Annotated in this window: 31 protein-coding genes; 2 read left to right on the top strand and 29 right to left on the bottom strand. The window is 49.0% G+C overall.

Annotation, left to right across the window (positions count from 1 at the left end):
• A partial coding sequence (locus tag Q0688_RS00175) for an LD-carboxypeptidase (protein ID WP_299071391.1) occupies positions 1-386 on the bottom strand: 386 nt, incomplete at its 3' end.
• 48 nt (positions 387-434) lie between these two features.
• Here Q0688_RS00175 and Q0688_RS00170 point away from each other — a divergent pair.
• A complete protein-coding gene (locus Q0688_RS00170) occupies positions 435-644 on the top strand; it encodes a hypothetical protein (RefSeq protein WP_299071379.1) in 210 nt (69 codons plus the stop codon).
• Entirely contained in the window at positions 641-817 is a 177-nt protein-coding gene (locus tag Q0688_RS00165) for a hypothetical protein (protein WP_299071366.1), read from the top strand. Before Q0688_RS00170 ends, Q0688_RS00165 begins: the two co-directional genes overlap by 4 nt.
• On the opposite strand, the gene Q0688_RS00160 is transcribed toward Q0688_RS00165, so the two are convergent.
• The 28 genes from Q0688_RS00160 to Q0688_RS00025 all read right to left on the bottom strand — a co-directional run.
• Positions 804-1,445 carry an HNH endonuclease gene (locus Q0688_RS00160; RefSeq protein WP_299071363.1) on the bottom strand — a complete coding sequence of 214 codons (642 nt, stop codon included), beginning with the start codon at positions 1,443-1,445 and terminating at the stop codon, positions 804-806. The two genes, Q0688_RS00165 and Q0688_RS00160, sit on opposite strands and share 14 nt — an antisense overlap.
• Positions 1,446-1,524: 79 nt before the next feature.
• The gene (locus tag Q0688_RS00155; protein ID WP_299071361.1) at positions 1,525-2,391 is read right to left on the bottom strand and encodes a hypothetical protein; all 867 of its coding nucleotides are present in this window, start codon (positions 2,389-2,391) and stop codon (positions 1,525-1,527) included.
• Entirely contained in the window at positions 2,388-2,684 is a 297-nt protein-coding gene (locus tag Q0688_RS00150) for a hypothetical protein (RefSeq protein ID WP_299071359.1), read from the bottom strand. Before Q0688_RS00150 ends, Q0688_RS00155 begins: the two co-directional genes overlap by 4 nt.
• A 64-nt stretch (positions 2,685-2,748) precedes the next feature.
• Positions 2,749-2,982, bottom strand: a complete 234-nt coding sequence (locus Q0688_RS00145; RefSeq protein ID WP_299071356.1) for a hypothetical protein — start codon at positions 2,980-2,982, stop codon at positions 2,749-2,751.
• A 116-nt stretch (positions 2,983-3,098) separates the two neighbouring features.
• Complete coding sequence (locus tag Q0688_RS00140) at positions 3,099-4,805, bottom strand: polysaccharide lyase (RefSeq protein WP_299071354.1); 1,707 nt, start codon at positions 4,803-4,805, stop codon at positions 3,099-3,101.
• A gap of 3 nt (positions 4,806-4,808) precedes the next feature.
• The gene (locus Q0688_RS00135; RefSeq protein WP_299071351.1) at positions 4,809-6,875 is read right to left on the bottom strand and encodes a hypothetical protein; all 2,067 of its coding nucleotides are present in this window, start codon (positions 6,873-6,875) and stop codon (positions 4,809-4,811) included.
• A complete protein-coding gene (locus Q0688_RS00130) occupies positions 6,875-7,582 on the bottom strand; it encodes a hypothetical protein (protein WP_299071349.1) in 708 nt (235 codons plus the stop codon). The genes Q0688_RS00135 and Q0688_RS00130 overlap by 1 nt, the downstream gene beginning before the upstream one ends.
• 33 nt (positions 7,583-7,615) lie before the next feature.
• Positions 7,616-7,897: a hypothetical protein gene (locus Q0688_RS00125; RefSeq protein WP_299071346.1), complete on the bottom strand. Its 282-nt coding sequence runs from the start codon at positions 7,895-7,897 to the stop codon at positions 7,616-7,618.
• Between the two features lie 25 nt (positions 7,898-7,922).
• A complete protein-coding gene (locus Q0688_RS00120) occupies positions 7,923-9,914 on the bottom strand; it encodes a hypothetical protein (RefSeq protein ID WP_299071343.1) in 1,992 nt (663 codons plus the stop codon).
• A 77-nt stretch (positions 9,915-9,991) separates the two neighbouring features.
• Positions 9,992-10,237, bottom strand: a complete 246-nt coding sequence (locus tag Q0688_RS00115; protein ID WP_299071340.1) for a hypothetical protein — start codon at positions 10,235-10,237, stop codon at positions 9,992-9,994.
• A 72-nt stretch (positions 10,238-10,309) separates the two neighbouring features.
• Complete coding sequence (locus tag Q0688_RS00110) at positions 10,310-10,717, bottom strand: hypothetical protein (protein ID WP_299071336.1); 408 nt, start codon at positions 10,715-10,717, stop codon at positions 10,310-10,312.
• Entirely contained in the window at positions 10,714-11,883 is a 1,170-nt protein-coding gene (locus Q0688_RS00105) for a hypothetical protein (protein WP_299071333.1), read from the bottom strand. Before Q0688_RS00105 ends, Q0688_RS00110 begins: the two co-directional genes overlap by 4 nt.
• The gene (locus Q0688_RS00100) at positions 11,880-12,137 is read right to left on the bottom strand and encodes a hypothetical protein (RefSeq protein ID WP_299071330.1); all 258 of its coding nucleotides are present in this window, start codon (positions 12,135-12,137) and stop codon (positions 11,880-11,882) included. Before Q0688_RS00100 ends, Q0688_RS00105 begins: the two co-directional genes overlap by 4 nt.
• Positions 12,138-12,198: 61 nt before the next feature.
• The gene (locus Q0688_RS00095) at positions 12,199-12,588 is read right to left on the bottom strand and encodes a hypothetical protein (protein WP_299071327.1); all 390 of its coding nucleotides are present in this window, start codon (positions 12,586-12,588) and stop codon (positions 12,199-12,201) included.
• The gene (locus Q0688_RS00090; RefSeq protein WP_299071324.1) at positions 12,570-15,194 is read right to left on the bottom strand and encodes a hypothetical protein; all 2,625 of its coding nucleotides are present in this window, start codon (positions 15,192-15,194) and stop codon (positions 12,570-12,572) included. The genes Q0688_RS00095 and Q0688_RS00090 overlap by 19 nt, the downstream gene beginning before the upstream one ends.
• A gap of 58 nt (positions 15,195-15,252) precedes the next feature.
• The gene (locus Q0688_RS00085) at positions 15,253-15,915 is read right to left on the bottom strand and encodes a hypothetical protein (protein WP_299071319.1); all 663 of its coding nucleotides are present in this window, start codon (positions 15,913-15,915) and stop codon (positions 15,253-15,255) included.
• Positions 15,916-16,006: 91 nt separating this feature from the next.
• A complete protein-coding gene (locus tag Q0688_RS00080) occupies positions 16,007-16,606 on the bottom strand; it encodes a hypothetical protein (RefSeq protein WP_299071310.1) in 600 nt (199 codons plus the stop codon).
• Positions 16,603-16,899, bottom strand: a complete 297-nt coding sequence (locus Q0688_RS00075; RefSeq protein ID WP_299071302.1) for a thermonuclease family protein — start codon at positions 16,897-16,899, stop codon at positions 16,603-16,605. The genes Q0688_RS00080 and Q0688_RS00075 overlap by 4 nt, the downstream gene beginning before the upstream one ends.
• 56 nt (positions 16,900-16,955) lie before the next feature.
• Positions 16,956-17,456 (bottom strand): hypothetical protein, encoded by a 501-nt coding sequence (locus Q0688_RS00070; protein ID WP_299071295.1) that lies wholly within the window; start codon positions 17,454-17,456, stop codon positions 16,956-16,958.
• A 7-nt stretch (positions 17,457-17,463) separates the two neighbouring features.
• Positions 17,464-18,183, bottom strand: coding sequence for a glycosyl hydrolase 108 family protein (locus Q0688_RS00065; protein WP_299071290.1), 720 nt, complete (start codon positions 18,181-18,183; stop codon positions 17,464-17,466).
• A gap of 91 nt (positions 18,184-18,274) precedes the next feature.
• Entirely contained in the window at positions 18,275-18,817 is a 543-nt protein-coding gene (locus Q0688_RS00060; RefSeq protein WP_299071286.1) for a hypothetical protein, read from the bottom strand.
• The gene (locus Q0688_RS00055; protein ID WP_299071283.1) at positions 18,814-19,017 is read right to left on the bottom strand and encodes a hypothetical protein; all 204 of its coding nucleotides are present in this window, start codon (positions 19,015-19,017) and stop codon (positions 18,814-18,816) included. Before Q0688_RS00055 ends, Q0688_RS00060 begins: the two co-directional genes overlap by 4 nt.
• A gap of 529 nt (positions 19,018-19,546) precedes the next feature.
• Positions 19,547-20,134 carry a GIY-YIG nuclease family protein gene (locus Q0688_RS00050; protein WP_299071281.1) on the bottom strand — a complete coding sequence of 196 codons (588 nt, stop codon included), beginning with the start codon at positions 20,132-20,134 and terminating at the stop codon, positions 19,547-19,549.
• A 195-nt stretch (positions 20,135-20,329) separates the two neighbouring features.
• Positions 20,330-20,950, bottom strand: coding sequence for a hypothetical protein (locus tag Q0688_RS00045; protein WP_299071278.1), 621 nt, complete (start codon positions 20,948-20,950; stop codon positions 20,330-20,332).
• A gap of 150 nt (positions 20,951-21,100) precedes the next feature.
• Positions 21,101-21,298 carry a hypothetical protein gene (locus Q0688_RS00040; RefSeq protein WP_299071275.1) on the bottom strand — a complete coding sequence of 66 codons (198 nt, stop codon included), beginning with the start codon at positions 21,296-21,298 and terminating at the stop codon, positions 21,101-21,103.
• A 142-nt stretch (positions 21,299-21,440) separates the two neighbouring features.
• Positions 21,441-21,782 (bottom strand): winged helix-turn-helix domain-containing protein, encoded by a 342-nt coding sequence (locus Q0688_RS00035; protein ID WP_299071273.1) that lies wholly within the window; start codon positions 21,780-21,782, stop codon positions 21,441-21,443.
• A complete protein-coding gene (locus Q0688_RS00030) occupies positions 21,736-22,089 on the bottom strand; it encodes a hypothetical protein (RefSeq protein WP_299071271.1) in 354 nt (117 codons plus the stop codon). Before Q0688_RS00030 ends, Q0688_RS00035 begins: the two co-directional genes overlap by 47 nt.
• Positions 22,090-22,496: 407 nt before the next feature.
• The coding region (locus Q0688_RS00025; protein WP_299071268.1) for a recombination protein NinG at positions 22,497-23,155 on the bottom strand (659 nt) is incomplete at its 5' end.

Below are 23,155 nucleotides of genomic sequence, written 5' to 3'. Positions count from 1 at the left end.
GATTCTTTGGTTTCGTGTTCTTCCAAATGTTCAATTGTATATTTTGGAGTTGGATTCATTAATACATTTTGAACGTGTTTGGTGGTGTATGGCGTAAAATCAGACGCACCTCCTGGCCCATGAAAACAAACCAAACCCGTTTTCCTGAAAATTGCCTGATGCAACGCCGTTATATCCGAATAACCAACCAAGACTTTAGGATTTTCTCGAATCACTTTATAATTCAGCATATCCAAAATTCGAGAAACACCATAACCGCCTCTAACACACCAAATTCCATCAATATTTTTATCAGAAAACATCGCATGTAAATCTGCCAATCGCTCTGCATCTATGTACTCATGCTCAGTGTGTGTGCCGTAATCGAACTCAACTTCGTATTGCATTGGTATTAATCCCTGTGATATCTGTACGCATTACGCGGACACTGAGTTATGATTGCAGCCATGAACAGAGCCGACATACTCAAGACCCTTATCGATCGCAATGGATGTGTATCTGTATCCCAGTACGCTGATCGCTTAGGTGTAGCAAGACAGCGACTCAATGACTGGGTTCGTACTAATCGTGCAAGCTCAACCAAGACCGTTACCGAGCTGATGCTGGCTGACTCACTCACTACCAACAAGGACGAACAACAATGAAATCACTTGCCATTGCCATATCTGTGATAGCTCAACTGATCATCTATGCACTGCTGTGGATGGTCATACTCGTCATACCAGGCGTTGTAGGTGACGCTGTACTACTGATGGCTGTGTGTGCTGCTGTGGCCTATGCTGCCAGCGCTCACTACAACCCACCTAAGCATGCCTGATCACCGTATCTGACATATCACTCACGTAATCGTGCCACCACTTTGACACAGCCACTTTGTCAGCTGGCTTGTCTATACGCTGTGAGTGACGTATTCGATCGATGCATGTGTCCTCGGCAGTCTCCATAACCACTACCTTGGCACCCAGTATGCGAGCCCATGCCCGCCTGTCCTTGAGCCTGGATGACCTAACCAATAGCCATGCCTCTGATGCCCTTGACGTGTAGAGCTTAGCCAGCTGCTGATTACGCTCCAACATCGTAGGCGCCAACCAATTGGTCATATCAGCTGTGTGCATAGGCTGGCCTGACAACGTTGCCGCTATCTGCTCAGGGTCAATAACAATCGCATCCGATGCACTCTGGGCCTGCGTGTATGTACGCTTGCCTGATGCTGGAGCGCCACACACAACTGTTACCGGGAAAGGCGGTCTCTTAACGAACTCAGGTATGCGCTTCCACCGCCCGAACGCTTTATTGTTATCCGTTCTGGCTGTCTTTCTGTCGTGACACTGCTTGCAGAGGCCTCTAAGATTCCATCTGGCCCATGTCAATACCGGATCACCCTTGTGGGCCTGTATATGATCAACAACGGTGGCTGCCCTAAGCTTGCCCTGCTCATCGCACAACCTGCACTGTGGTTCTTCCGATAAGACAACAAGGCGTAGTTTTCGCCATCGTGTTGACTGATAAAGGTTTCTAACCTGCCTACCCCTTTGACCAGACGTAACCGGTGGCTGTCCATGTCAACGTTACAAGCTCATCCTTGGCATTGATAATGGGTGTATCCGAGCCTTGAAACGTGCCTGGCAAGTGAACGCCTTTAAATGGCGACCCCTTGACAACGATTTTCAACTCGTCATCAACAGCAACACCGTCAGCAACAGGGAAATCTACATAATCTAATGGCTGACCATCTACGTCTGTGGTCTGCCCGGCAATCGCCAGGGCTCCGCTGGTAGTAATGTAGTATTTCGTTCCGACAGACAGTGTTTCGACAGCAGATATGTGCTTTATCGCCAAGCTAGGTGCTTGCGGCTCACTGTAGAAAGCCTGTGAAAACGCCTCTGAGCCACCATCACCATCACCGACCATGTATGTCGCCAGAACACCTCCAGCGCTCTGATACAGGATCACATCATCTGTTGTGCGACTCGCAGCGGCAATCGCCTCGTACCACGTCCGCGCCTCTATCGTTGTGGGTTTCTCAGGGTCAACAAAAGCTGTTATTGGAACAGTGTAATTAGTGCCCGTATCCGTTGATCCTGAAGTAAATGGTGTCAGTCCTTGTGATGTGACAGACGTGCCTGTCTGAGGGTCTGTCGCATCAAGCGTTCGAGGGCCGCCCGTCTTGTTCTCATACAACCCTTGCGGTGTAACGACAACGCCGCCATCGGGGATAATCTCTAAGGGTTGCGGGGTGATCGCGTCGATATTGGCGTTAGCCTTTGCAGCAGACGCTCTAGCCACTGCATCAGGTCCAGCTGCCCCGCCACCGCTAGCCCGGTTCAGGAACGCGCCGTGACCCTCTCTTGACTGGGTAAAAGGCGAATCGAAAAACGCATTTACGCTCATGGCTCACCCACGGCAATTTTAACCGTCACGTCATTGTTGGTACTGGACTCAGCCAATGTCGCATAGGCGTTGCCTGTGTTGTACTGGGTGCGGCTAAACGGCTCCATTGGCCTCACTATATAGGCTCTGTCACGATCGGCCTGTGTGGGCTCACCAGCGGGCATGGGGACTGCGTTGTATACGACCTGCAGCTCCCTGGTAGTGCTTTTGTTCTGGGCCAGAAACGTGGCTATAACATCCGTTGTTACCTGCGTCCAATACTTAGAGCTTATTTCTCTCGAAAATTGCGCCATCTACTTACCCTCAATCCTATTGGTCTGAGCCTGTGTGTTTGTCATGTCAATTAACTCTAAAGATTTATCGAATCGAAAAAGGTCCGACCTTGGTTGTGCGAAGCTCAGGATCACCGCAATTGTGGGCGACCGTTGCCATGACTTGCTGAATGCCTCGTGGCGGCAAAATAGTGTCATTCCACTGCCAAACGCCAAACGATATTCGGCTGAACCACATAGCAGGCTTTGAGCTATTAGGCGTTAGATCGTCCACGTACTTGAACGCTGATTCCACCCAATCTCCCTCGCTGGTTTGCATGTACCCGGTCTCTGTGGCATCACTGGCTGGTGCTCGCGTGCTCTACACCTGTCTCGAACGCCGAAATCGGATCTCGGCGGCTATGATCAGAAGAGTTATTAGGACCATCAATTTCATTATCCAAGTCTCTTGTGGCGTGGCTGGAAGTACACGATGTAGGACGTTGTATTACCCGCATAAGCGATGCTTCCACCACCCCAGAACGTCTCATGCTGAAGAACCCAAGGTGCATCACGATCCCCTGCACCCAGTATTTTTCTACCCGTGCTCTCGGCCAGCAGAACATCATCAATCCAAATTCTTAACGTTCCGTCGCTGGAGCCAAATCCATCATTGACCAATACCTGCATACGAACTCGGTATCGTCGATTTGTCTGGATAGGGTCTGATGATGGCGCGAATAGATATTCACCCGAGCTGCCATAGGTGGCGACCTTATCAGCGCCGTAGTAATAGCCTGCAAATCGTGCTGATGTGCTAGGCGTACCGTTGTACATCAAGCGAAAAGAGAACCCATCTGTAGCATTGTCACTACCTCCAGGCGTTCTCTTTGGATCTGTTAACTGGGAAAGACTTTGCATCCCCATGCCAAAACCACATTTGGCTGCTTTTTGATCTCGCCCAAAATCAAATCCCGTTTCGAACAATACATCGAACTCTGTCTCGTACCCTACGCGAGAACTTGGCATGTAAGCTTGCATGTGATTTCGAGCAGAGCCGTTTGATGCAGGTTCAAGCTGCATACGAAATGCTTGCTCGCCCAATACTTCTTGCGTGCTGACATACTGCTCGTTACTTGAATAAACTTTTGACAGCGGCGCTACTGAGCTATCCCACTGATTACTGCCGAAAGAACCGAACCCAACGTTTTCAGGTATGACCAGATTGGTAAACCCTCCCACTGGTGAAGATTGCGCTGTTCTCTGGCTGATTACAGAAGAACTCAGTTCATACCCATTTGCAAACGTGGCGACAACCATAACGTTATAGTCAGTATCAGGCGTTAACCCTGATACATTTCCGTTATGATCATCATAGAAAATAGGCTCATCCCTTACCAAAGTGGTTGGTGGGTTGTTGCTGTCGGCATAGGTCTTTAAGCTACACGGTTCGCTAAATACTGCACGCACAGTAAACCCCACACTGGTCACAGTGTCTATATTTATATCTGTGACTATTGTTGGAGTATTTGAGGAGGCATTAAACGTAATTGTGTTTGTGGTAAACAGCCCTTCATTGTTTTCACCGAAATAATTGTTATCCCAATAGAATCCTTCAACAGTGTGCTGTTGTCCATCAACAGGTATGCCCGTCACAGGTTGCTCTAAAGAGTTCTGTGCACTGGGATCTCTGTCCACTCCGGCAACCCTTGAGTCGTAATTGCGTATTGGCGGCGGGTTAGAATCGGCAAATACAAGAACATTGTCTGATCCAGTCAAAGGAAACTTGAAACCGACCAACGTAGGAGTGCTAAAAGACTGGGCCTCCATATACGTGAACGCCACATCAGCAGTCGGTGCAGAGAACTGATCAAACCCCGCTGAATCATCAATAGCAATTATGTGATAGCTGTACTCAGTATCGTCAACCACAGCAGAGTCAACATACGTGGTTACTGCCTCCTCTGACACGAAGACATTGTCTCTATAGACAGCGTACCGAGTTGTTGTGCCTGACCACGAAACACTTAAGGTTGCGGCATCTTGAACAACAGCGACGCCTGTTGGTACGGGCACAGTCAATGAACCTGCAACTGACATGTCTTTTGCTGCTAACTCGGGATTCGTTATAGTTACTTCACCGCCGCTGTTGAATATAGGCATTTTCTATTCCTGCATCCAAAAAACTATATCTAGTGGCCCATTGGGACTGCCGTTGTTTATGTTTCGAACCCAGGTTCCGCCACCATTGCTTGAAGTCTCTGAGTAGCCATTCTCTAGTGCGCTACCAATCGGATTGGGGTATCCGTTGAAATATCCTGCCTTAGAGCCATCGGCGCTCTGCGATACGTCGTAACGAGTGCCTGAACTGGTACTGAGTTCGATATAAATTGGCGTATTTGGAACTGTACTGAAGCTGCCTGATGCGGTTCTCCATTCGGAGTATCTAGTAACATCTACCCCAGGCTCGTAAGCTCCGGCCACAGTGGTTAACTCTGGGAAATCGCTGATATATTCATCAAGCAACGTGCTGCCACCTTGATGAATGCGAACCCGAACAGGAGCTGTTCCACCCGGAATACGCCCAAGGAACAGCTCTATACCTCTGAACGTTTTAGCTTCAGGTAAAACTATGCGCTCTCGAATCATCTGATCGCCCGAAAAATAAGCGATACGATCAGTTATACCCGGCGTGTTACTCACCTCGTAACGAGCCTGAACATGGCTTACATCACCACCGACTGCACCTTGAAATAATAAGCCTGAGAGAGAATTCCACACACCATTTTTACGTCTTGCTGCGTTCCAATGTGTTTGAGGAAATCCTGGCAACCTGTCGAATCCGTTGTTTTTCCTATAACCACCAGGATAGCCATCACCCGTTGAGCAGTAGTTAATACTCACATGATGGTTATCGGCATCAGGCGTTGCATTGTGAAATACTATGTGGAATATCTCGGGAATGTAGACGCGAGTAGGATTGCCATTGCTGTCAACAAAACTAAATTTTCTAAAGGCATTGAATTTAGTGCCCGTTTCTCCAAATTCACTCCAAACAGCGCCGGGGTATCTGGCAGCAGCTGCAGATTGACTTCCGCCGAATTTGCGAGGAGCGGCTATAAAGGTTTTAGTGGTTCCGATCTCAACGCCATCAGGGAACCCGTTGCTATCGCCCTGCACAGAACATCTCAGCAATCCACCATCGCCCTGATCGTAACCGACAGAAAACTCATGAACGATACTGTCTTTCGTCACGATGTATGGCTGAATGGTTTCTACATAAGTTCCACCTAACGCATAGAATTTGGCTGCGGTAACATCGCCATCGGTCGTCCAGGGCGCTGACCCGGATCGCTCACCTGATTCCCACTGAGGTCTACTTGCACCATTGGTTAGCGCTCTGAATGGGAACAAATTGCCCACGAATGAGTTAAAGTTAACGCTCGGGCTGGGTGTTATTACTCTGGCCGGAACAGTAATGGGTGGCCCTATTACATAGTGACCACCGGGTACGCCGTGATTCCCATCATAGGTGCCTTCAGGTGTTGACCCGACAATACGCCATCTCACTGTTCTCTCTTCGCCGATCATTGGTATTTTGGCGATAACAAAATGATCCGTACCTTCAAATGTCTCGCCAAATGCATCTATATAATCATTGACATCATCCAGTGAGTTATTAGTGAATGTACCAACTGCAACGCCTGTCTGGGGAGCAGTAAACCCCGTTACTGCCAATCTAACGCAAAAGTTAGTTCCTTCCTGCCCAAGCTCAGTGAATGAGGCTACATAGGCTGTAGGTGGCGTGACAGGTGGAGTAACTGTAGACATACCATCAGTAGCCGCCTCAGCTATATCTAATATATTTGTGCTCATGGGTTCTTTTTCCGCAACTGTTCCCAGCCCTAGATTTACGTTTTCATTGGTTGCTATCGCTTTTAGTAACGCAGCGGCTTTTGCATAAGATTTATCAGCGCCTTCAACGCCTCTTGACACTTTGTCAAAGGCAGCCGCTGTTGTTGGATGACAAGTGTCTTCAATTGATTGATCATTGACAGCATCAGGGAATGACACTTCAGGCATTTGAACAATCATCATTTCGATGCGCTCTATCGCATCTGCCATGCCCTGTGTGATGCTTGGGTTTTTACCCTCTTCGATCCATGATTGAAGACAATTAACAGCCCATTGAAGGCCGGAGATCATCTGCCCTTTGACTTTTATTGATTTCACTACAACAGCTCCGTGTGACCAGAAATGTCTTCCGTGGGATTCGCTGCCATCTGGGCATCGGTTGCGCCAACATTGATAAGAAACCGACGCCGTGTATCAGTCATGTACTTGACCGTGTAGCCAGGAATATAATGATGGGCCATCGCAGCTCCGGTATCGTGTGGCACATCACCGATACCATACTGCCAAGGGAACGCCCATATTCTTGCCAGTCCAACGGGCTTGGAGGCAACATCAGTAGGCAATATTCCTATCTGAGCAGCCGCGCCAACGAACGTGCAAGGGTATTCAGCAAACGGTGTTTTTGCGAAACCGTGTGTCGCTTTATTGCCCGGTCTTATTTCTTGATAACGCTCATCCTTGACGTTGTTTACATCGGTAGCGAAGGCAGCTGAAAACGTCTGCTCGTGAGCAATGTTAGCCTCCGCCGCTATCAAGCTCTGCAGGGTGTTGGTTGATCGCAGTTCAACTGTGTTTAAGCGACTTTCAATGCTTGCCTCTTTTGAAGCCAGCGCATCGACTGTCTCGATGAGTGCAGTTAAATCAGCAGTAGATGAAGAACTCGACGGCGATTCAAGTCTCAAGGCGCCAGAATCTGTTGTGTCAATAATACGAATACCGTTCAAATACGCAGTACCTGCCGCTATCTCAGCAGCCAGCGTCGCAGATGATCTGGCTGATGCTCTGTCTGTGTATGGTGTTGGCATCTACTATATTCCTTGAATTCTCGTGTTTTTCTATCAGGCGCTTGTTTTCAAGATTGTTATCAATTGATCGACCGAGGATGTAATAGCTGAAGTTGACACCGTTCTCTCATACATTTCTTGGCCAATGCCCTCAATTTTTTCACCCGCGTCGTCACACCAAGATATGAAATAGGTAATCGATGAATTTTTCTCACCTATGAATATGCTTGCGCTATCTACGACATACGTGCTGTATACAATGTCGTCAACAGCAGGAACAGCAGGAATAGCAGGAGTGCCGGGTATTACTTTGGGTTCTGCTGCGGTAATAATCATAACTTTGTCCGGTTATTATTTAGATTTATGTTACGGGTGTAACTACGCTGATCTTATTAACGCTAATATCAGCGTAATTGAACGTTGCTATTTCCGCTCTGAAACGAACACCAATAAAAAACACTCCAGCAGGTATTTCTTCACTTGCTATAAATTTCTCCCACGTACTAACCGCTGTAGGAACAGCAATCACTACATCAGACACTGAGACACCCGAATCATCGAAATAATTAATCTCTACGCGGCTTCTGTTTGCAGCGGCGTGCGTGCTTTTAATATGACCTTGAAACTCCCATATCTCTGTCGGAGTTACTCGTATCGCTGTTGCCATAATGCTTGCAGCACTAGTGAGATCAACGAACGATGTATCCGATCTACCAGTAGTCGCCATTTGAATGCTCAAAGCTGGATAACCAGCAGGCCCGTCAGCACCTATGGTGTAATTACCTGCATTACCGTACCCAAAGTTCTCAAACCACCCTGTTAAGGTTTGACATCTATGATCAACCCCGTATTGTGGAAGTTCGTTAAGCGTGTCGGAGTTTATGTATCTATATTTTGTTTGTGTACTATCTGTAAAAGATGTATTGGTTATCTTGATCCGATCATCCAGCCGAAACTGTCTCGGAAGCCATTCGCCAAACTCACACCCGTCGATGCTGAAAAACACATCGCTCGTATTATCACCGAATTCAATAGCGGTGTGAGTACCGCCAATACCAAGAACCGCTCCGGCAGTTCTTCTAAAGTCAGCATCATGGATCTTGATTGCTCCTGCCGATGCCCCTGCCGAAATCTTGAACATGGGCGAGCCAGCAGGGCCTCCTTGGAACCCTCCAAGTTGATTAGCAATGGTAGCTTCACCAGTGAATTCCACTTGAACACAACCTACCTCAAACGTTGTCCCCCCACTTATACAGAAACCTCTGCCGCGCATTCCGACCCCTGTTTGAGACGCCGTTTTTAACAACTCCCCGCCAACAATATTTAAGCGACACTCTGGATTGTCAAAAACCATACAGTTAAGATTCCATTCCTCTTGAGCAGCGGCGTCAAATGCCGCCAATGCCGACCACTCGTGAAAGTAACAATCCAAAACCGGCGCAACCATTGTCACAAAGCCATTGAGCTGATTACCAACAAAAGCAATTTTGCATGCACGTGTTTTGAAGTCGTAAATTACGTTTTCTGACTGCGGTGCATCAATAGACAATTCACCTTGAAAATTGCCGAAAACGAGTCCAATAATGCACGAGCGGAAAAACATTCCGTAAATGGTGTTGTTTGACGAACCAGCTGCTGACGAAAGAGAGTGCCATCGCATAGCGCATTTGTAATCTCGATACTCACAGCTAACATCGATCTGTTTTATTACACAATATAACCCTGTGAATTCAAACACAGCATCTAAGCCTGTGTTATCTCCGCCTTTAAGCTGATAACCATTGAAATCTACTATTCTCTTGATGCCGGTAAGAGTGACCGTATTAACGGTGTAATCTTCAGTAAATATTACGTTCTTCACGGCGCAATCAAAAGCAGCTTGCACTGCTCCCGTGGCTACAGCCCGATCATGTGGCAGACTTCCGCACCAAAACGTAGGTGACGCAAACTGGGTGCCGCCATTAAAATCACGCATCCAACCGCCATTGGTTGTTCCATCACTAATAAACATGCCACAATACTGAGTACCCGTATCAACGTAAATCAATTCTTCATTAGCGGTTAAAACCGTAACGTCTTCAATGTGCTTAAAACGGCCACCGTCTACCGATATGACTTGAGCCACTATATTTTTTTGAGGGGGGCCAGCGTCTCTTAGCGATTGTGCGTTTTTATAAAATTCAGGGGTGCTATTTCCACCAATCTTCTGCTGAGTACCGTCATTAGCTATACCCCAAAACTCAAGCTCAGCGCCATCATCAACAACCTGAATGCCTGGTGCACTTCGAGCATCGAGTGCTGCTTGATCGCCAGACCCGAACGAAAATCGCTCAAAAAGAGGTATTAAGGCCATCGCTTAGATTCCTACGCGCATTAAAAAGCCGCTGAAGAGCGGATGATTGGTTGTGTTGATCGGCCTGATATTCACTGTTAAGTGGCCACCTCTTCTTCAAACCACGATGCGTCATACTCTTCCAGCGTGTAAGCAATGATGTTGTCCACACCATCACCGTACTGTGTCAAGAACGCTATTAGCTTGCTCTGCTCAATGCTCGCAATCATCGCGTCTGGCACCTTGGGGAATACCCACTTACCGTCAAGGCGTTGTTGCACAGTAGCCCATCTATCTGTCTGAGCTTTCAGTGGCTGCGGCTCGCCTATCGCCTGAGCAACCATCACCTAACTCCATGCGTAAAAAAACCGCAGTTAAGCGGCATGTTTGGCAAGCTTTGCTTTATTGCCACACACCTACCCATCAAGATTAGCCGCCTGATTCCAAGCTGTATCAAGCTGTGTTTCGGTAATCGATAACGCGCCTGCAATTTGCTCAACTAGCGTATGAGCACGATGGTATTTCAGTGTGTCTTGCCAATAGATCATTGCCGCTTCGCGATCAGCGTCGGCTGGTATTTGCGCAATCACAGCCTCTACAGTGGCCGCTGTAACACCTAACCCAAGCAGTGCCAACCGTAATTGACGACGTGTCAGCGTTGGGAATCCAGTAGCGTCTATTTCATCTGCTGTAACTTCGTCCTCAACCAATTGCCAGCCGTTGGGAGTTGTTGGTGTCTCAGCATTTGCGTCATGGGTACCATTCGCATCATGGATCACTCTGGCAGTAACAAGACTGCCGTTCTCGATCTTTGCGTACATCATGATGTAGCCACCTGCCAGCCTTTATTCGTCGCCTTTGAAATAGTGCAGCCCGCCACCCCCCAATTACCGGTGATGGTAATTGTTGCAACGGGGACGCCAGAAACCCCCACAGTACCAAGTGAATCAAACAAATCGTCCAGCGCCTGAGCGCTCATCTTGCAACTAGCCACAGAGACGCTAACAGTAATGCCAGGGAGTAAAACTTTACCCAGCGCAGGACATAGACCGAACGCGTTAGTGGTGTTCGTGACACCAACTGCGGAAGACATAATGAATTCCTGCAAGTTCTTAGCCCCATAGCACGCAGTTTGGAGGCTTTCTATCGAATCCGAACCATTCAGCGCAAGGCTCTCAACTTTTTCGCAACTTCTTATCACCGATGTCGCGCTAGTGACATTGACAAGATCATTGAAAGCCAGCCTCGCCAGTCCGTTACTCTGGTAATATAAACTGCTGATATTGATAGCTGAGGCCATGCTAAGGTCTGGGTGTCCTGCCATAGATGAACACCCCTGTAGTGCAGACTGGTAAGTAGTTATTGATGAGCTGTCCGATATTTCCAACCTGCAAAGAGCGCGGCAGTTGTAACACATGAACAGAGCCGTATTGAGAGAGCAATCTCCAACAAAACGGATTCTCTCAAGTGACATCGACGGCGAGCTTCCATTGAATGAAATGGATGTGAATCCGTTACCGGCAAATACGATATCTAGATACTGGGTCGTATGATTTACCAATGCCGCGCTATGAACCTTGCTCATGCTTGCCGAGGTTAATGTCTGCCCAGTCTGGGGCGTGACAACAATGAGCGCCTGACGGTAACCCCTCGTACTAAGGGTCGATGAATTGTAATCATCAAAATTTAAGTTCGCCTCAAACTGAGTTCCCGCATTCACGTCTACCGGCCCATTGCCGTCGCCAATATCAACTCTATAGTTGCCACCGAAAATCGTAAAAGCTAAAAAGTTGGACCCATGTTCGTAGACGGAATTGACCGAAATGAAGCCTTGGTCACCGTTAACCAGCTCGGGCATGGTTAGCCAGTCTGATGGGCGTGACCAGTCGCTGGAGCTCGAATCGCCGCCCGTCAACGACGATACGCCACCACATGGAACCCCCACATTGGAGGAACCAAGCATTGCCCGAGACCAGGCGTTTTTATTCACGCTCGATCATCAGGCGTGAACGCTAGGCTTCCGCCTATATCCGAGTAAATCCAGTGCTTTCCAGTTGTTATCCTTCCGCCTGTCCTGCCAGGATATATAGGATGCCCAGAGCCTATGCCTGTTGGCTCTGTGGCTTTAGCTCTCATCCATATAATGTACGAACTGGCGTTTGATATCGTAAATGGTTCATTGTTGGCAGAATTTATCTCTGTCCATGTTTGCTTAGTTAACGTAATCGGAACCGTATCAGCCATTATTCGTCGCCCACAAAAAAGGCCGCATGTAGCGGCCTGTTGTTCGTGCTTGTGATTGTGTTCATTTTTTTAAACTCATGGGTGTTGGCTTGTTCTGCCATTTATCAAATTCACCGTTCTTGATAGCGGCGTTTTCCGCCACCGAACTAACCTGCGTTTGTAGTTGCATCACAACTGATTCAGCCGCCTGCAACCGCGCTTCGGCATCCGGTGTTAATTCTGTGCTGCCCGTCGTCCCTGATGTGCTGGTTGACGAGCCACCGATAACAATCAGCGTGCCGTCAACATTAAGTCCGACAATGGATATGCCGCCGGTGGAGAGCATGGGCCAGTTGACATTCGGATCGCTAAGAGCCGCTTCTTTTGCCGCAATCTCGGCATTAAGATCAGGGGATGCTTGAGCAACGGGTAGTGATAGGTAGGGTGATGGCATTATCCTATCTCCCGCCAAACAGCCGCGCCGTTCACTATTGAGCGTATGAATTTGGCATATTGCGGCAGCGTTGTATCGCCGCCATCATTAATTCCATACACGGTTATTTCATCGAATACCGAAAACAGTGCAGGGTTAGCGCCTACAGATATGAGTTGTGCTTCTAATGCGACGCCACGTTGAACATTGCCACCATAGTAAAACGTTTGGTCCAAATTCATCCACGGCTCAACATCGTTAACGGTGTCAACAATATAAAACGTCGGTGGGATTATCCTGCAAGTCATCCCCGCTGCTGGATTAATGCCTTGAGGCCAAAAGTTAAGCTCAGCAGTTGTCAATGTCTGTGTTAACGGTCCTGCCATGAACCCGATGATCCACTCGCTTTCAGGTAATCGGTAACTCAATATAGAACTTTCCGATATACCCGCATTGTTAGCCCTGAGAACTGCATGGCTTACGTCAGAGTCGTCCTTTTTAAAGGCCCATGTTGCACATAACCATTGTCCAGCCGCTCCAGCAAGCCCAGCCCTACTGTAAGGCGCGATACCTGCACCTGACGTTGTGTGTGTAACTGCTCTTGTTAGTTTTGCATTGTCAAAAGGGCTAATCTCACGATCGGTACCATCAATTCTATAACTAGCGCCGACACCTGCGGGTTTTTTAGCGTATTGAGGCAATACATGACCAAACCAGCTCATAGCTGACGTGTATTTGAAATCATCATCAACTGGTCCAAGACAAGGAAACGCATCAGTGGGATTGCATCCCGTGTTGCCAATACTGGTGTACGGCTGGCTAGTTTGAATGCGCTGGCAGCTACGCATAACAACTGTATCATCCACACCGCCGACAACAAAGTATGCGTTATTACATATAACAGATCCTCTACACGTTTCAAACTGAACGCAAGCTTGGCCTACATTTGCCTCGAAATAATTACCCTCCACACGCGCATGGCGCGTCGCTCCGAATACGTAAACAGCATCGCGTTGCCCTTCTAAGACGTTATTGCTGATGTCTGCAACTTGAGCATAGACTCGAATACCACCATTGCCCGTGCTGTACCCATTGTTACCGGCGTCACAATGAATGAAAGTAAACCCATTCCATCGAGCACCATTACCATAGTTGTGAATCCATGCATTTGAGCGAATATTACAATCAAACGCTTTGAACACTCCGTGCTGGTCTGTAGTGCCTACATCTGTTGACATATCCGCATACCAACAGTGCCTGAAACCTGCAACACTTACTCGGTTGAACGTGTAATCTCTATTAAAATAGCTTAGATTTTCGTTCATAAAAGTGAACGCATTGCCGATAAACGTGTTGTTTTTAACAATCGTCACGTCATGACAGTAAAACCCTGACAGCTCATTAAGCGTTGTTAAGTAGAATCCGTCACCAGCATGATCTACATGAATAATTCCGTGGTCATCAAAATCGTCAAGTCCGTTACCAGCTGTAAAGAAATCACGAATAGTGCGACGGCCTGTGCCACTAATGGTAAATGTTGTGCGGGTTGGCGTGATGACAGACGTTAGCCTGATGATCTTGCCGTGCGGTACGAATATCCCACCTCTGGCCGCTGCTGCTTGTACTGGCGCTGTGTCGTCGGCAACATTGTCACCAACTGCTCCATATCGACAGACGTTAAATGACAACTCATCGGCCGAGTAGTAATCGTCAACACCATCACCTGCAACCAGATGCCCGTCATCTATTGCGACTCCCGCTCGACCAGTGGCGTGGTAGGTCATAAACCAGCCCTCACCCGCATCACCAGATTCGTAATAACCAGCCATTAAAATGGTGGTTTTATCTGGTATTGATTCAGCGTTTGCGTCGGCGTAACTCACGTAAAATCTTTTGAGCTGGACAGGCACCTCAAACATCTTTTTCGTAACGCCACCAAACTTCCACCAAAACCCATTGCGAAATTCAGCGCCGCCTGTTTCACCTTGGACTTCAAATACACCGTCTTTGTCCCAGGCTTGCAAGCCCGCCCACGAATCAGATCCGCCGGATATATTGGTCAGCTCTGTACGAGCTTCTTGTCCCCATACGCCACTGACTGGTTTGTAGCTGGCGACATAATCGGTGTAGCGCACATACGCTGAATGAATAGGCTTTTCATCAGTGCTGGTTAGTTCAAGCACTTCGGTCGGCACCACACCATCAGCAGGGGCTGCACGATCAAATATGAATGTGCGCGATGGCCTAGCGGGTATTACTAATTCCCACGACGTGCTTCCTGCTATCGGATCTAGCTCAGGATTACCTGGAGCAACACCAATGGTCGCGCTGCCATAGCTCACCCATGAATCAACGTCTGGATTATCAGAACCGTCTGGCAGTTTCGTACGTGTGTCGTAGTGATATGCTGCTGGCGAAGGGCTATCAACAATGCGTGAATCACCGTGATCAGGTGATGCAAGAGCATTCAGCGCATTAATGTCGGCAACGTTGGGCAGGGTGTTGGCGACATTGGCTGCAAGTTTATACAGCTCGTCATCAGCCCCAGTAACGCGAGTCGCAGCCGCACGCTCAGCTACACTGAGATTCGCCCACTTCGGAGCAAATACCGATAGCCGACTACCAAACGCAGGTAAAACAGCCACTAAAATTCACCCATAAAAAAACCCGCGTTGTGCGGGCCTGTGTTGGATTGTGTTGCGTTCATTTCAGCGGCGTTATTGGGAATACGTCGGTTGTTCGATTTCGCCATCGCTTAACAGGCGGCGTGTTCTTGTCATTATGCTGCTTTACTTCAGCGTTATAACTAGCAACAATTTTGTCAAACTTGGCCTTGAATGTTTTGTCTCGCTTCATCACAGCCTTAATGAATGGTTTCAGGCTCGTCCATTGCGACCATGCTTTGTGCTCGCGTGCGTTCTGCGCAGTTCGGTCCTTGATCGTGTTATTCGCCATCACCAGATCAGCCTGCGCCTCGTTACGCTGCCGAACAAGCTCCTTCTTGCAAGCAACCAGCTTTTCGTTTTCTTCATTCGCAGCGCTGAGTGATAAAGCCAGATCGGTCTGACGCTGTTTCGATCCCTTGATGTCTTTCTCGTGTGTTTTCTGCGCCGTGTCAAACGCCGCATCCCGCTCGATAATTTGATTACGCAATGATTCGCAGCTGTTCTCAGCCCCTGCTAGCTTGGTTTCGAGCTTCTTTGCTTTGGACTCATGCTCACGAGCGTCAGACTGTGCATTTTTGGCCTGTCGCTCCAGTGCGTCAATCCGCGCCGATGAACTGCGACCACGGATTTTCCAGCCGATAAAATAGGCAACTACTGCGGCCACGATGATCCAAGACCAGAATATTACTGTTACTGTCATATCGTTGTCTCTGTAACTTTTCCTAAACCTGCGTTGCTATCCAATTCTTCGTAAAGCCGCCTAGCGCTATGTCTTGGCTTTTTTACTATATTTACAGTGTATCTAGTTGTAATTGCATACCGTAATCAAGACTTCGCCAGTCCACTGCGGGCTTTGTTTTTCGATTCGCTGACCACGCCCGCCATGCGCCCAGCACAACTGCAATGTGAGCAACCCAGCCCAGCAATATCATGTCGTTTGTTGCGAAATTAACACGCCTCATCACGCTATTGGCCGCCGATACATTCGGCACTTCTTCCACTCGCCCATCGCCTGTAATCAGAACCCCATAACGGACAGCGAAGTCATGGACTGCAAACGCTGCCAGCATCAGGCCGAAACGCTCAATCATCAGTCCGATCAAAATCATTGCCATCAGCGTATATCCAGCCCATCCGTGCAGCGGGAATATCTGATTTGCGATAACAGCCAGAACCAGTAACCAGCGCGGAATAGAACCACCATCGAAGTCAAAAGCACTCGGCAAAATATACGTCCCACCATTGGGGCGTGGAACATGGAACGGCCTGATTACCCTAACCCGCCGCTGATCCATCAACCACGTCCAATATTTTTCAGCGAACGACTTGCCCACCGTCTCAATCGGGATAGTTTCAAGCTGCATCCCCTGGTCTATACCGTAGGCTTTCACGCCAGCACCGCATGTCCCGCATCTGCCAGCGCACGATTCACATTGATGCCTTTGTACACAACATCGGCAACGATGCGCTTATACCTCCCAGTGCCGTCACGATAACTGTATAGATACACTTCTGACTCAGCAGGACAAAGCTCATTAACAAACGTCGTAGCGCTCTTGCCTGCCTCTGTAAAACGTTCAGGCGCGTTGATATGAGCCAATCTCACGTACTGCTTTGCTCGCTGAAGATTCCATCCAAGATCCAATAGGACTACAGCGGTATCAGCGTCCACCCATCGGGTCAATGTTGCTTTGTGCCACCAGACAGCGTTCTCGTCTTTTAGTGGCTCGGCAAATATCACTACTGCCCCATCCTCACAACCTCACCCCGCCGACCCAGCACGACCGAAGCTAATAAGTTGCCCCATTCAAGCGCATATACAGCCCTCTCATTGGACAGAATCGCCGACTCAATCTCGGTGAACGTAGTTTCAATATTCGCCACCTGAGACTTCACAGCAGGCCCACAGTCAATACCAGCGCTGACAATAATCGTCTTGATCGTTATCCAGTCCCGCTTGGCTTCTGATACTTCCGACTTAGCCCCTGCCAGCGCAATTAACAATGTAGCGTCGGCCTCCAGGTCATCAGCAGCGCTCCACTTGTCAACCAGTCGATTGAACGGCTCAGTTACCTGTGATCTTACGTCTGGATAATCAGACACGCACTCACTGACGGCCATGCTCAGACTGGGAAATGTAGCGTGCCCGGTTATCGCGTTCGTGATGGTCTGCGGATTTATAGACGCGCATCCTGTCAGCACCGTGGCAACCAGTGCCAAGGGTAGGTATATGGATTTCATGGGATTTTTACCGTTTAAAATTATGCTTCGCCAGCCATGCAACAGCCAGCCCAACAAAACCACCTTCCGGCAGCGCGTCAATAATGCTTTCCAGATTGATCCCGTTCGACTGCAACCACATGACAATCCCGCCGATTGTGATGCCTGCGGTCGTCGCCTTTGCAGTCGAAGACGTAACAGCGGCCTTCAATCCTTTGCCGGATTCGTCACGCTGAATCAATCCAGCAAAATACATCCCTTCCGTGAGCTTGTGCATACGATCATGCCAGCCGTCGATAAAGTCTGCCTGCGTCGGATCGTTTGCCAGGATATCGTTGTAAAACCGGACCCTTGCCAGCCTGTACCGTCGCCAGAAAAGCAGCAGATTCGGACTCTGCGCAGCTTCGAGCGTAATCGGCCCAATCTTGCCATCTACAGTGACGCCCAAGCCCTCCTGAACCATCATCGCAGCGCTTTTACTGGGATGCTGAATAAAGGCGTCACAGGCGCACCACGCGACCATAGGGTGCATACGATCACACTGCCAGCCGAGCCAAAAGTATTGCCGGTACAGTGAAATTGCCTGTTCTTTCGTCGGCGCCCCACCTGTCCAGCTGATTGTTTTCAGGAATCGGGCTGATATGCCATAGTGCGTTGTACCGCCTTTGTCGTTCTCATCATCGGCATACACGCCTTCAGCAAACAGAACCCATTTGACGTACAGGTCAAAATTCTCTTGTTCAGTCACGGCCACGCACTCAACACAGCACTAGCCACCGTCAGTACAAACAGGTTATAAGCCAACAAGGCAAACCAGCGCATGTGCCTCTCCCGTTCAGTCATCGGAAGAAAAACGGCCTTGTATCCGGCACGTCAATTTCACGATAAACCAGCGGCGACGGGTTGATTACGGGTTTCGGCTCCAGCCAGCAATTTGACTTATATCGGGGTAAAGCGCCGCTCCATGTCCAGAATCCATGCGAACTGCCTTCCAGCACATTACCTTCGTCGTCATAAAATCCCGACATTCCCGCCTTTCTCGGCTCTCCGTAGGTCTCAAAGGTCAAGCTATACCGTACAACTTCCCCATTTTCAGGTCCATCCAACATCAAGCACCACATAACATCCGGCCATGACGCAAACACGGCGTAATGCCAGATTGCGTGGCTAATGAATTTCGGGGCTTCCCCTATTTCGAAATATTCCCGCGCAGGCTGAACGTCGAAATACTCAACCCAGTGGGATGTATCTCTGCTGCTGTCAATTGTGTACTGAAGGGTGAACATGACGATAACGCCTGCCGATGCTGATAACACCAGCACTCGAAGCCCTGAGAGAACTTGACTCGATATTCTGAACGTCTTTTGAATCCACCGCTTCACGGCTTCATACCCTTAAAATGAGCGGCTGCTTTCGCCAATCCCATTAGGGCGCCGCAAATAGCAAATACGTACCAGGGGATTTCCTGATTACGCTCCAGTAGGTAATACATGCACACGACAAATGCCGCAGCGCCAATCCAGGGACTAGCTACCTCAAATGCTGTTTTTTCAGGCGGCTTGAGCGGCTTATCTTCCGTCATGACCCTGCCAGTACGTCTGATACGCCCGACACAGTGAAGTAACCATCAAATAAGCTACAATCGCGATCATCGCGCCAGTTAGGTCATGCATGGCAAATGCGATCAATAGCATGGCTGATACCGTGTCTTCTAATCCGTCAATGCCTTTCTCCATTACAACTTTTCCGAAGTCCGAAAGTATGGCGAAAGTACCGTGCCAATCTTCAGACGTTGAACTACACTTCATGGGTCACGTCCTCTCATGGCGTGGCGATGGTAGGCAGTCGGTACTTAGACGGTTCCGGCTGTCTGCTTTTACTAAATGTGCGTGGACACGGATGTCCTTTTCAAGCCGCTTGCGAATCGTCCCGCGTACAGCGCCCTTTATGGGCTGCTCCGGTTGTAGGTCGCGCCGCTGGCTCAGGTTTCAGATTGACCGGTTGTCGGCCCTAGTTGAGTGTTCGCCAGCGTCGGCGCGTTGATTGTTCCTCACTGAAAAATAATGCGCCGGAATAATCACGGCGCTAAGAACATCAGGAGGAGGAATTCTTTACCACTTCACGTGAGTTTTTCTCGCGCTTCTTTCTGCGTATAAAGCTCTTTTTTGAACGCTATTCATTGACCTAGGCTCCTCTCCCTGAGATACCAAGTCAGCAAGCCTATTGCGCGGAACTTCAAAGCCGCATTCAACTATATCGCTATCCATCTCTTCGCGGAGAATTGCGATATCGGACGGCTCAAGCTCGTACCACTCCCCGTACTTGTGCTTATGAGAAAACGCCTCTTGAACCAGAGATTCTGTTTTTCTGCTTGACGCCCCTATGCACAAGATCAAATGCAGCGGCTTGGCGTTAGCCACTTGTAGATTGTCGATGCGCTCGCTGATTGTTGTTGACCAACCAATCTTCACATAGTCGCCATCTGTGATTAAGTAAACCCAGCCACAAGACGATTCATCCAGCAACTTCAATAATCCCTTAATGCGGGCAACTTCCAGCTCAAGGTGATCACGGTAAACGCGCCTCGCCAAAGGCGTAGCTTCCGCCATGTCCAGCTCGGTAACTCTTGACGGCTTGGTCACGAGCCTTTCCAATTCTTCTTGATCAGAAAGGCTGTCAAAGGTAGGATCGTGGTGCATTTTTCAACTCCGAATCAGTTGTTAGATGTGTTGTAACTCGGGATGGTGTTCAAAGCACCGTTCCGAGTCTTAATTCTAACATTTTCAGGAGTTTAGAACGAAAATACGCCACCCAAGGGCAGCGTATTTTGTGGCGAGATTTATACCCGCCGTCGGTTCTGTGCGATAAGTATACATCACACGCGACGGGTTAGGTCAAGCGCTTTTCTCATATGGGCCATTGTGTTTCAGATACATGTGCTGATTCACGTCATCTGTCCAGCCGTACATGCGCATGAAAAACACCTCGCTGCGTTCTTTCCAGAGACTTTTCCACTGAGTCGCGCTCACCCCTACTATCGGGCAGGCAAATCGTGTCTCCAACTTGCTGGGATATCTCGCTAGATCAATAGTCGATGTTGCGGCAAGCCCCGCAATTCTTACGTTTCGGGTTTTATCGTTCAGCCTCCAGCCGTGAGCGGCCACCCTGATCACGTTGTTGACCATGTACTCCATGAGTCTCCCAGCCGCCTGAGTGTCGTCATTCACGTAGACCAGCGCCGCATCCACTTTATGAGCCGGAAGCCCCGCCAGAAGAGCGGCAATGTATTGAGGAGTCATCCCCTGTTGCTCGCCCTTGCCCCGCGTCTGGTTCTGATTCCCCGTATCGCCCAATCTACGAGTACCGCCGCATCTGGAGCAACCGCCATCCTCGGCAATTGCTTTTCGGGAGCGATGAGCGCAGGCGGGGCATAGCTGGCTGGTATTCCCGTATTCAGCCTGATTGTCAGGAAATGCGGATTGCTTGGTGTTCAGGCGTGTTAGTAGTTCAATCATTGCTTTTCTCCAAGCACTCCATCCAGAAAAATCCACGAACGTACTTGCCGCCCTGATCTTTGCAGTCGAGATAGCCGGACGCCATGAAAAACAGGCCGACCATAGCGATGCCTACCACTGTGTATTGATACCAATGCTTGCGAAAGTACATCACACAATCACCCCATTCTGTTTCAGCCTATCCCGAACATCTGACCATTTCACTTTTTCGGATTCCTTCCACCTTTCAGAACCCATCGGCATATCGGATTCGGGAATAGCCTTGTTAGCGACGTAATCCCAGACAAAGCGATTGCCGTTAATATCCATAGCACCATACATCTTGCAGATTCTTGCCAGTCCAGCCATTAGCTTTTCTCCGAGTTCAGCACATACCGCAAAACCCGCCGCAATCTCTCGTCAGCCGCTTTGTCAGCCAGTAGTTTCAAGGTTGCGTAGTCTTCGTCTGATACCAGGATTGTGGTTGTGGGTTTGCGGGACTCTTGTTTGTTCATGCTGCGCTCCTGATCCGGCGCTTCGCCCGTTCTTCACACAAGTTGATTACATTTGCTGGCTTCGGAATGACGCGCCAAAGCATATAGCCCTGACCATCTCGGCGCGATCTCTCGGCATATCCGTTATCAATAAGCTCTCTCATGTACTTGCTTACCGTGGATTTACTCACCCCGATTTCATCGGCCAAGCACCCAAGCGTTGCAAACGTGTACCCGTCGGCCTCTTCATAAACAACACACGGACAACCATCGTCGTCATACCAATCAAAAGGCTCAGGCTCGGCCATGCGCTCAAGAGCCGCTAGCAACTGGGAGGCTTTCTTGCTCAGCTTCATCATTAACCTGTTTCCTCAGCTTGTCCGTCTTGTCTTTCATTACGCGCTTTTTATCTCTGGCGCGTTTCTTTGATCTCGCATCTACAATGTTGTCTCTGATTGCTCCGAGATATGCCCATTGAGCTTCTGGCGCAACCATGTAGCTTATTTTGCCTTTGTACTTTGTCTTCTCAACAATGTTTCTCGCCTTTAGCTTTACGATTGCCTTTGCAACAACATCTCTGCGTATCTTCAGATAATCAGCTATCTCTTGCTGACCTATAACCGACGATCCTCCTGTTATCATGTGGCCCGATAGAACGTCAAGCACAGACCGCTCAGTACCACTCATTCCCATACGACTAATGATCCGCCAGTCGTACTGAACAAACTTCCGGCCAGCCATTAAATGAAATGTGCATTTCTGGCCACAAAATTGTGCACATACGGCCACTTTTTTCGTCTAAAGCACCATTCAAAACAACAAGTTACAAAGGCTGTTCTATATCTAGTTAGGTTGTTGTAACTATTCTCTTCGTGACATTCTTCAAAACGTGTTCTAATGTTCGTTCTGCTCATTTGCTGCGCTCTCAGCTTGTGGGCGGCTTGCATGTAAGGCGCTGTTTCCGCAGCGCCGCAAGCCTGATTAAACTACCCCCGATTTTAACACGAAACCCCTGTATTTATAGTGATTTAGCGAAGCGTCGCCCCAACAAGGGCGAAAGCGCTAGCGGGTTTTCATGCAGCAGCCTCCCGACTTTTCGCCATCCCCCGAGTTGTTGCCGTCAAAGCCTTGCGCATATCTATCAATTGTTCGCAGGTGTGCTTCTTCGCATCGTGTGGACCCTCTAGCCACTCCACACCCTCAAATCCTATTTTCCTTATCAGGCCAATACGATAAGCCGCTATGTTTCCAGACTTGCTGTTATTGCACTGAGAGCACTGCAAATGACAGTTGAGCGCCTCGAATCTCAACTCAGGCGCATGGCCCGTCGTCTTGTAATGCCCCGCCTCCATCTTGCCGTAGGTAATCCCACAGCTAATGCAGGGCTGCCCGTGGTCACGCTCCCTGATAAACGCATTGAACGCCTTTTGTGTCAGCTTTGTCTGATAAGGCTTATCTTTTTCCTGGAAAGCCTTTTTCGCAGCAATCCTTTCCCGCTTAGTTTTCAACTGCTCTTTACGCGCCGCCTTTGCCAGCTTCTCCTGTGACAAGGCATAGCCACAATCAGGACTGCACCACTGCTCAAGGCTGTTGAATGGCACGAACTCATTATCGCACCCCGACGCCTTGCAGGTTCTGGCTTTGAGCTTTCTGGCGGCTGTCATTTGTCTACGGCCCAATGAACAAAGACAGAACACGGAAAGCTGAACATGGCTGACACAATGAACCACAT

It is taken from the genome of uncultured Paraglaciecola sp. (genome assembly GCF_937123705.1).
Taxonomy (GTDB): domain Bacteria; phylum Pseudomonadota; class Gammaproteobacteria; order Enterobacterales; family Alteromonadaceae; genus Paraglaciecola.
Note: the sequence above shows the minus strand (reverse complement) of the source record. Positions and strands in the feature narration are given on the sequence as shown.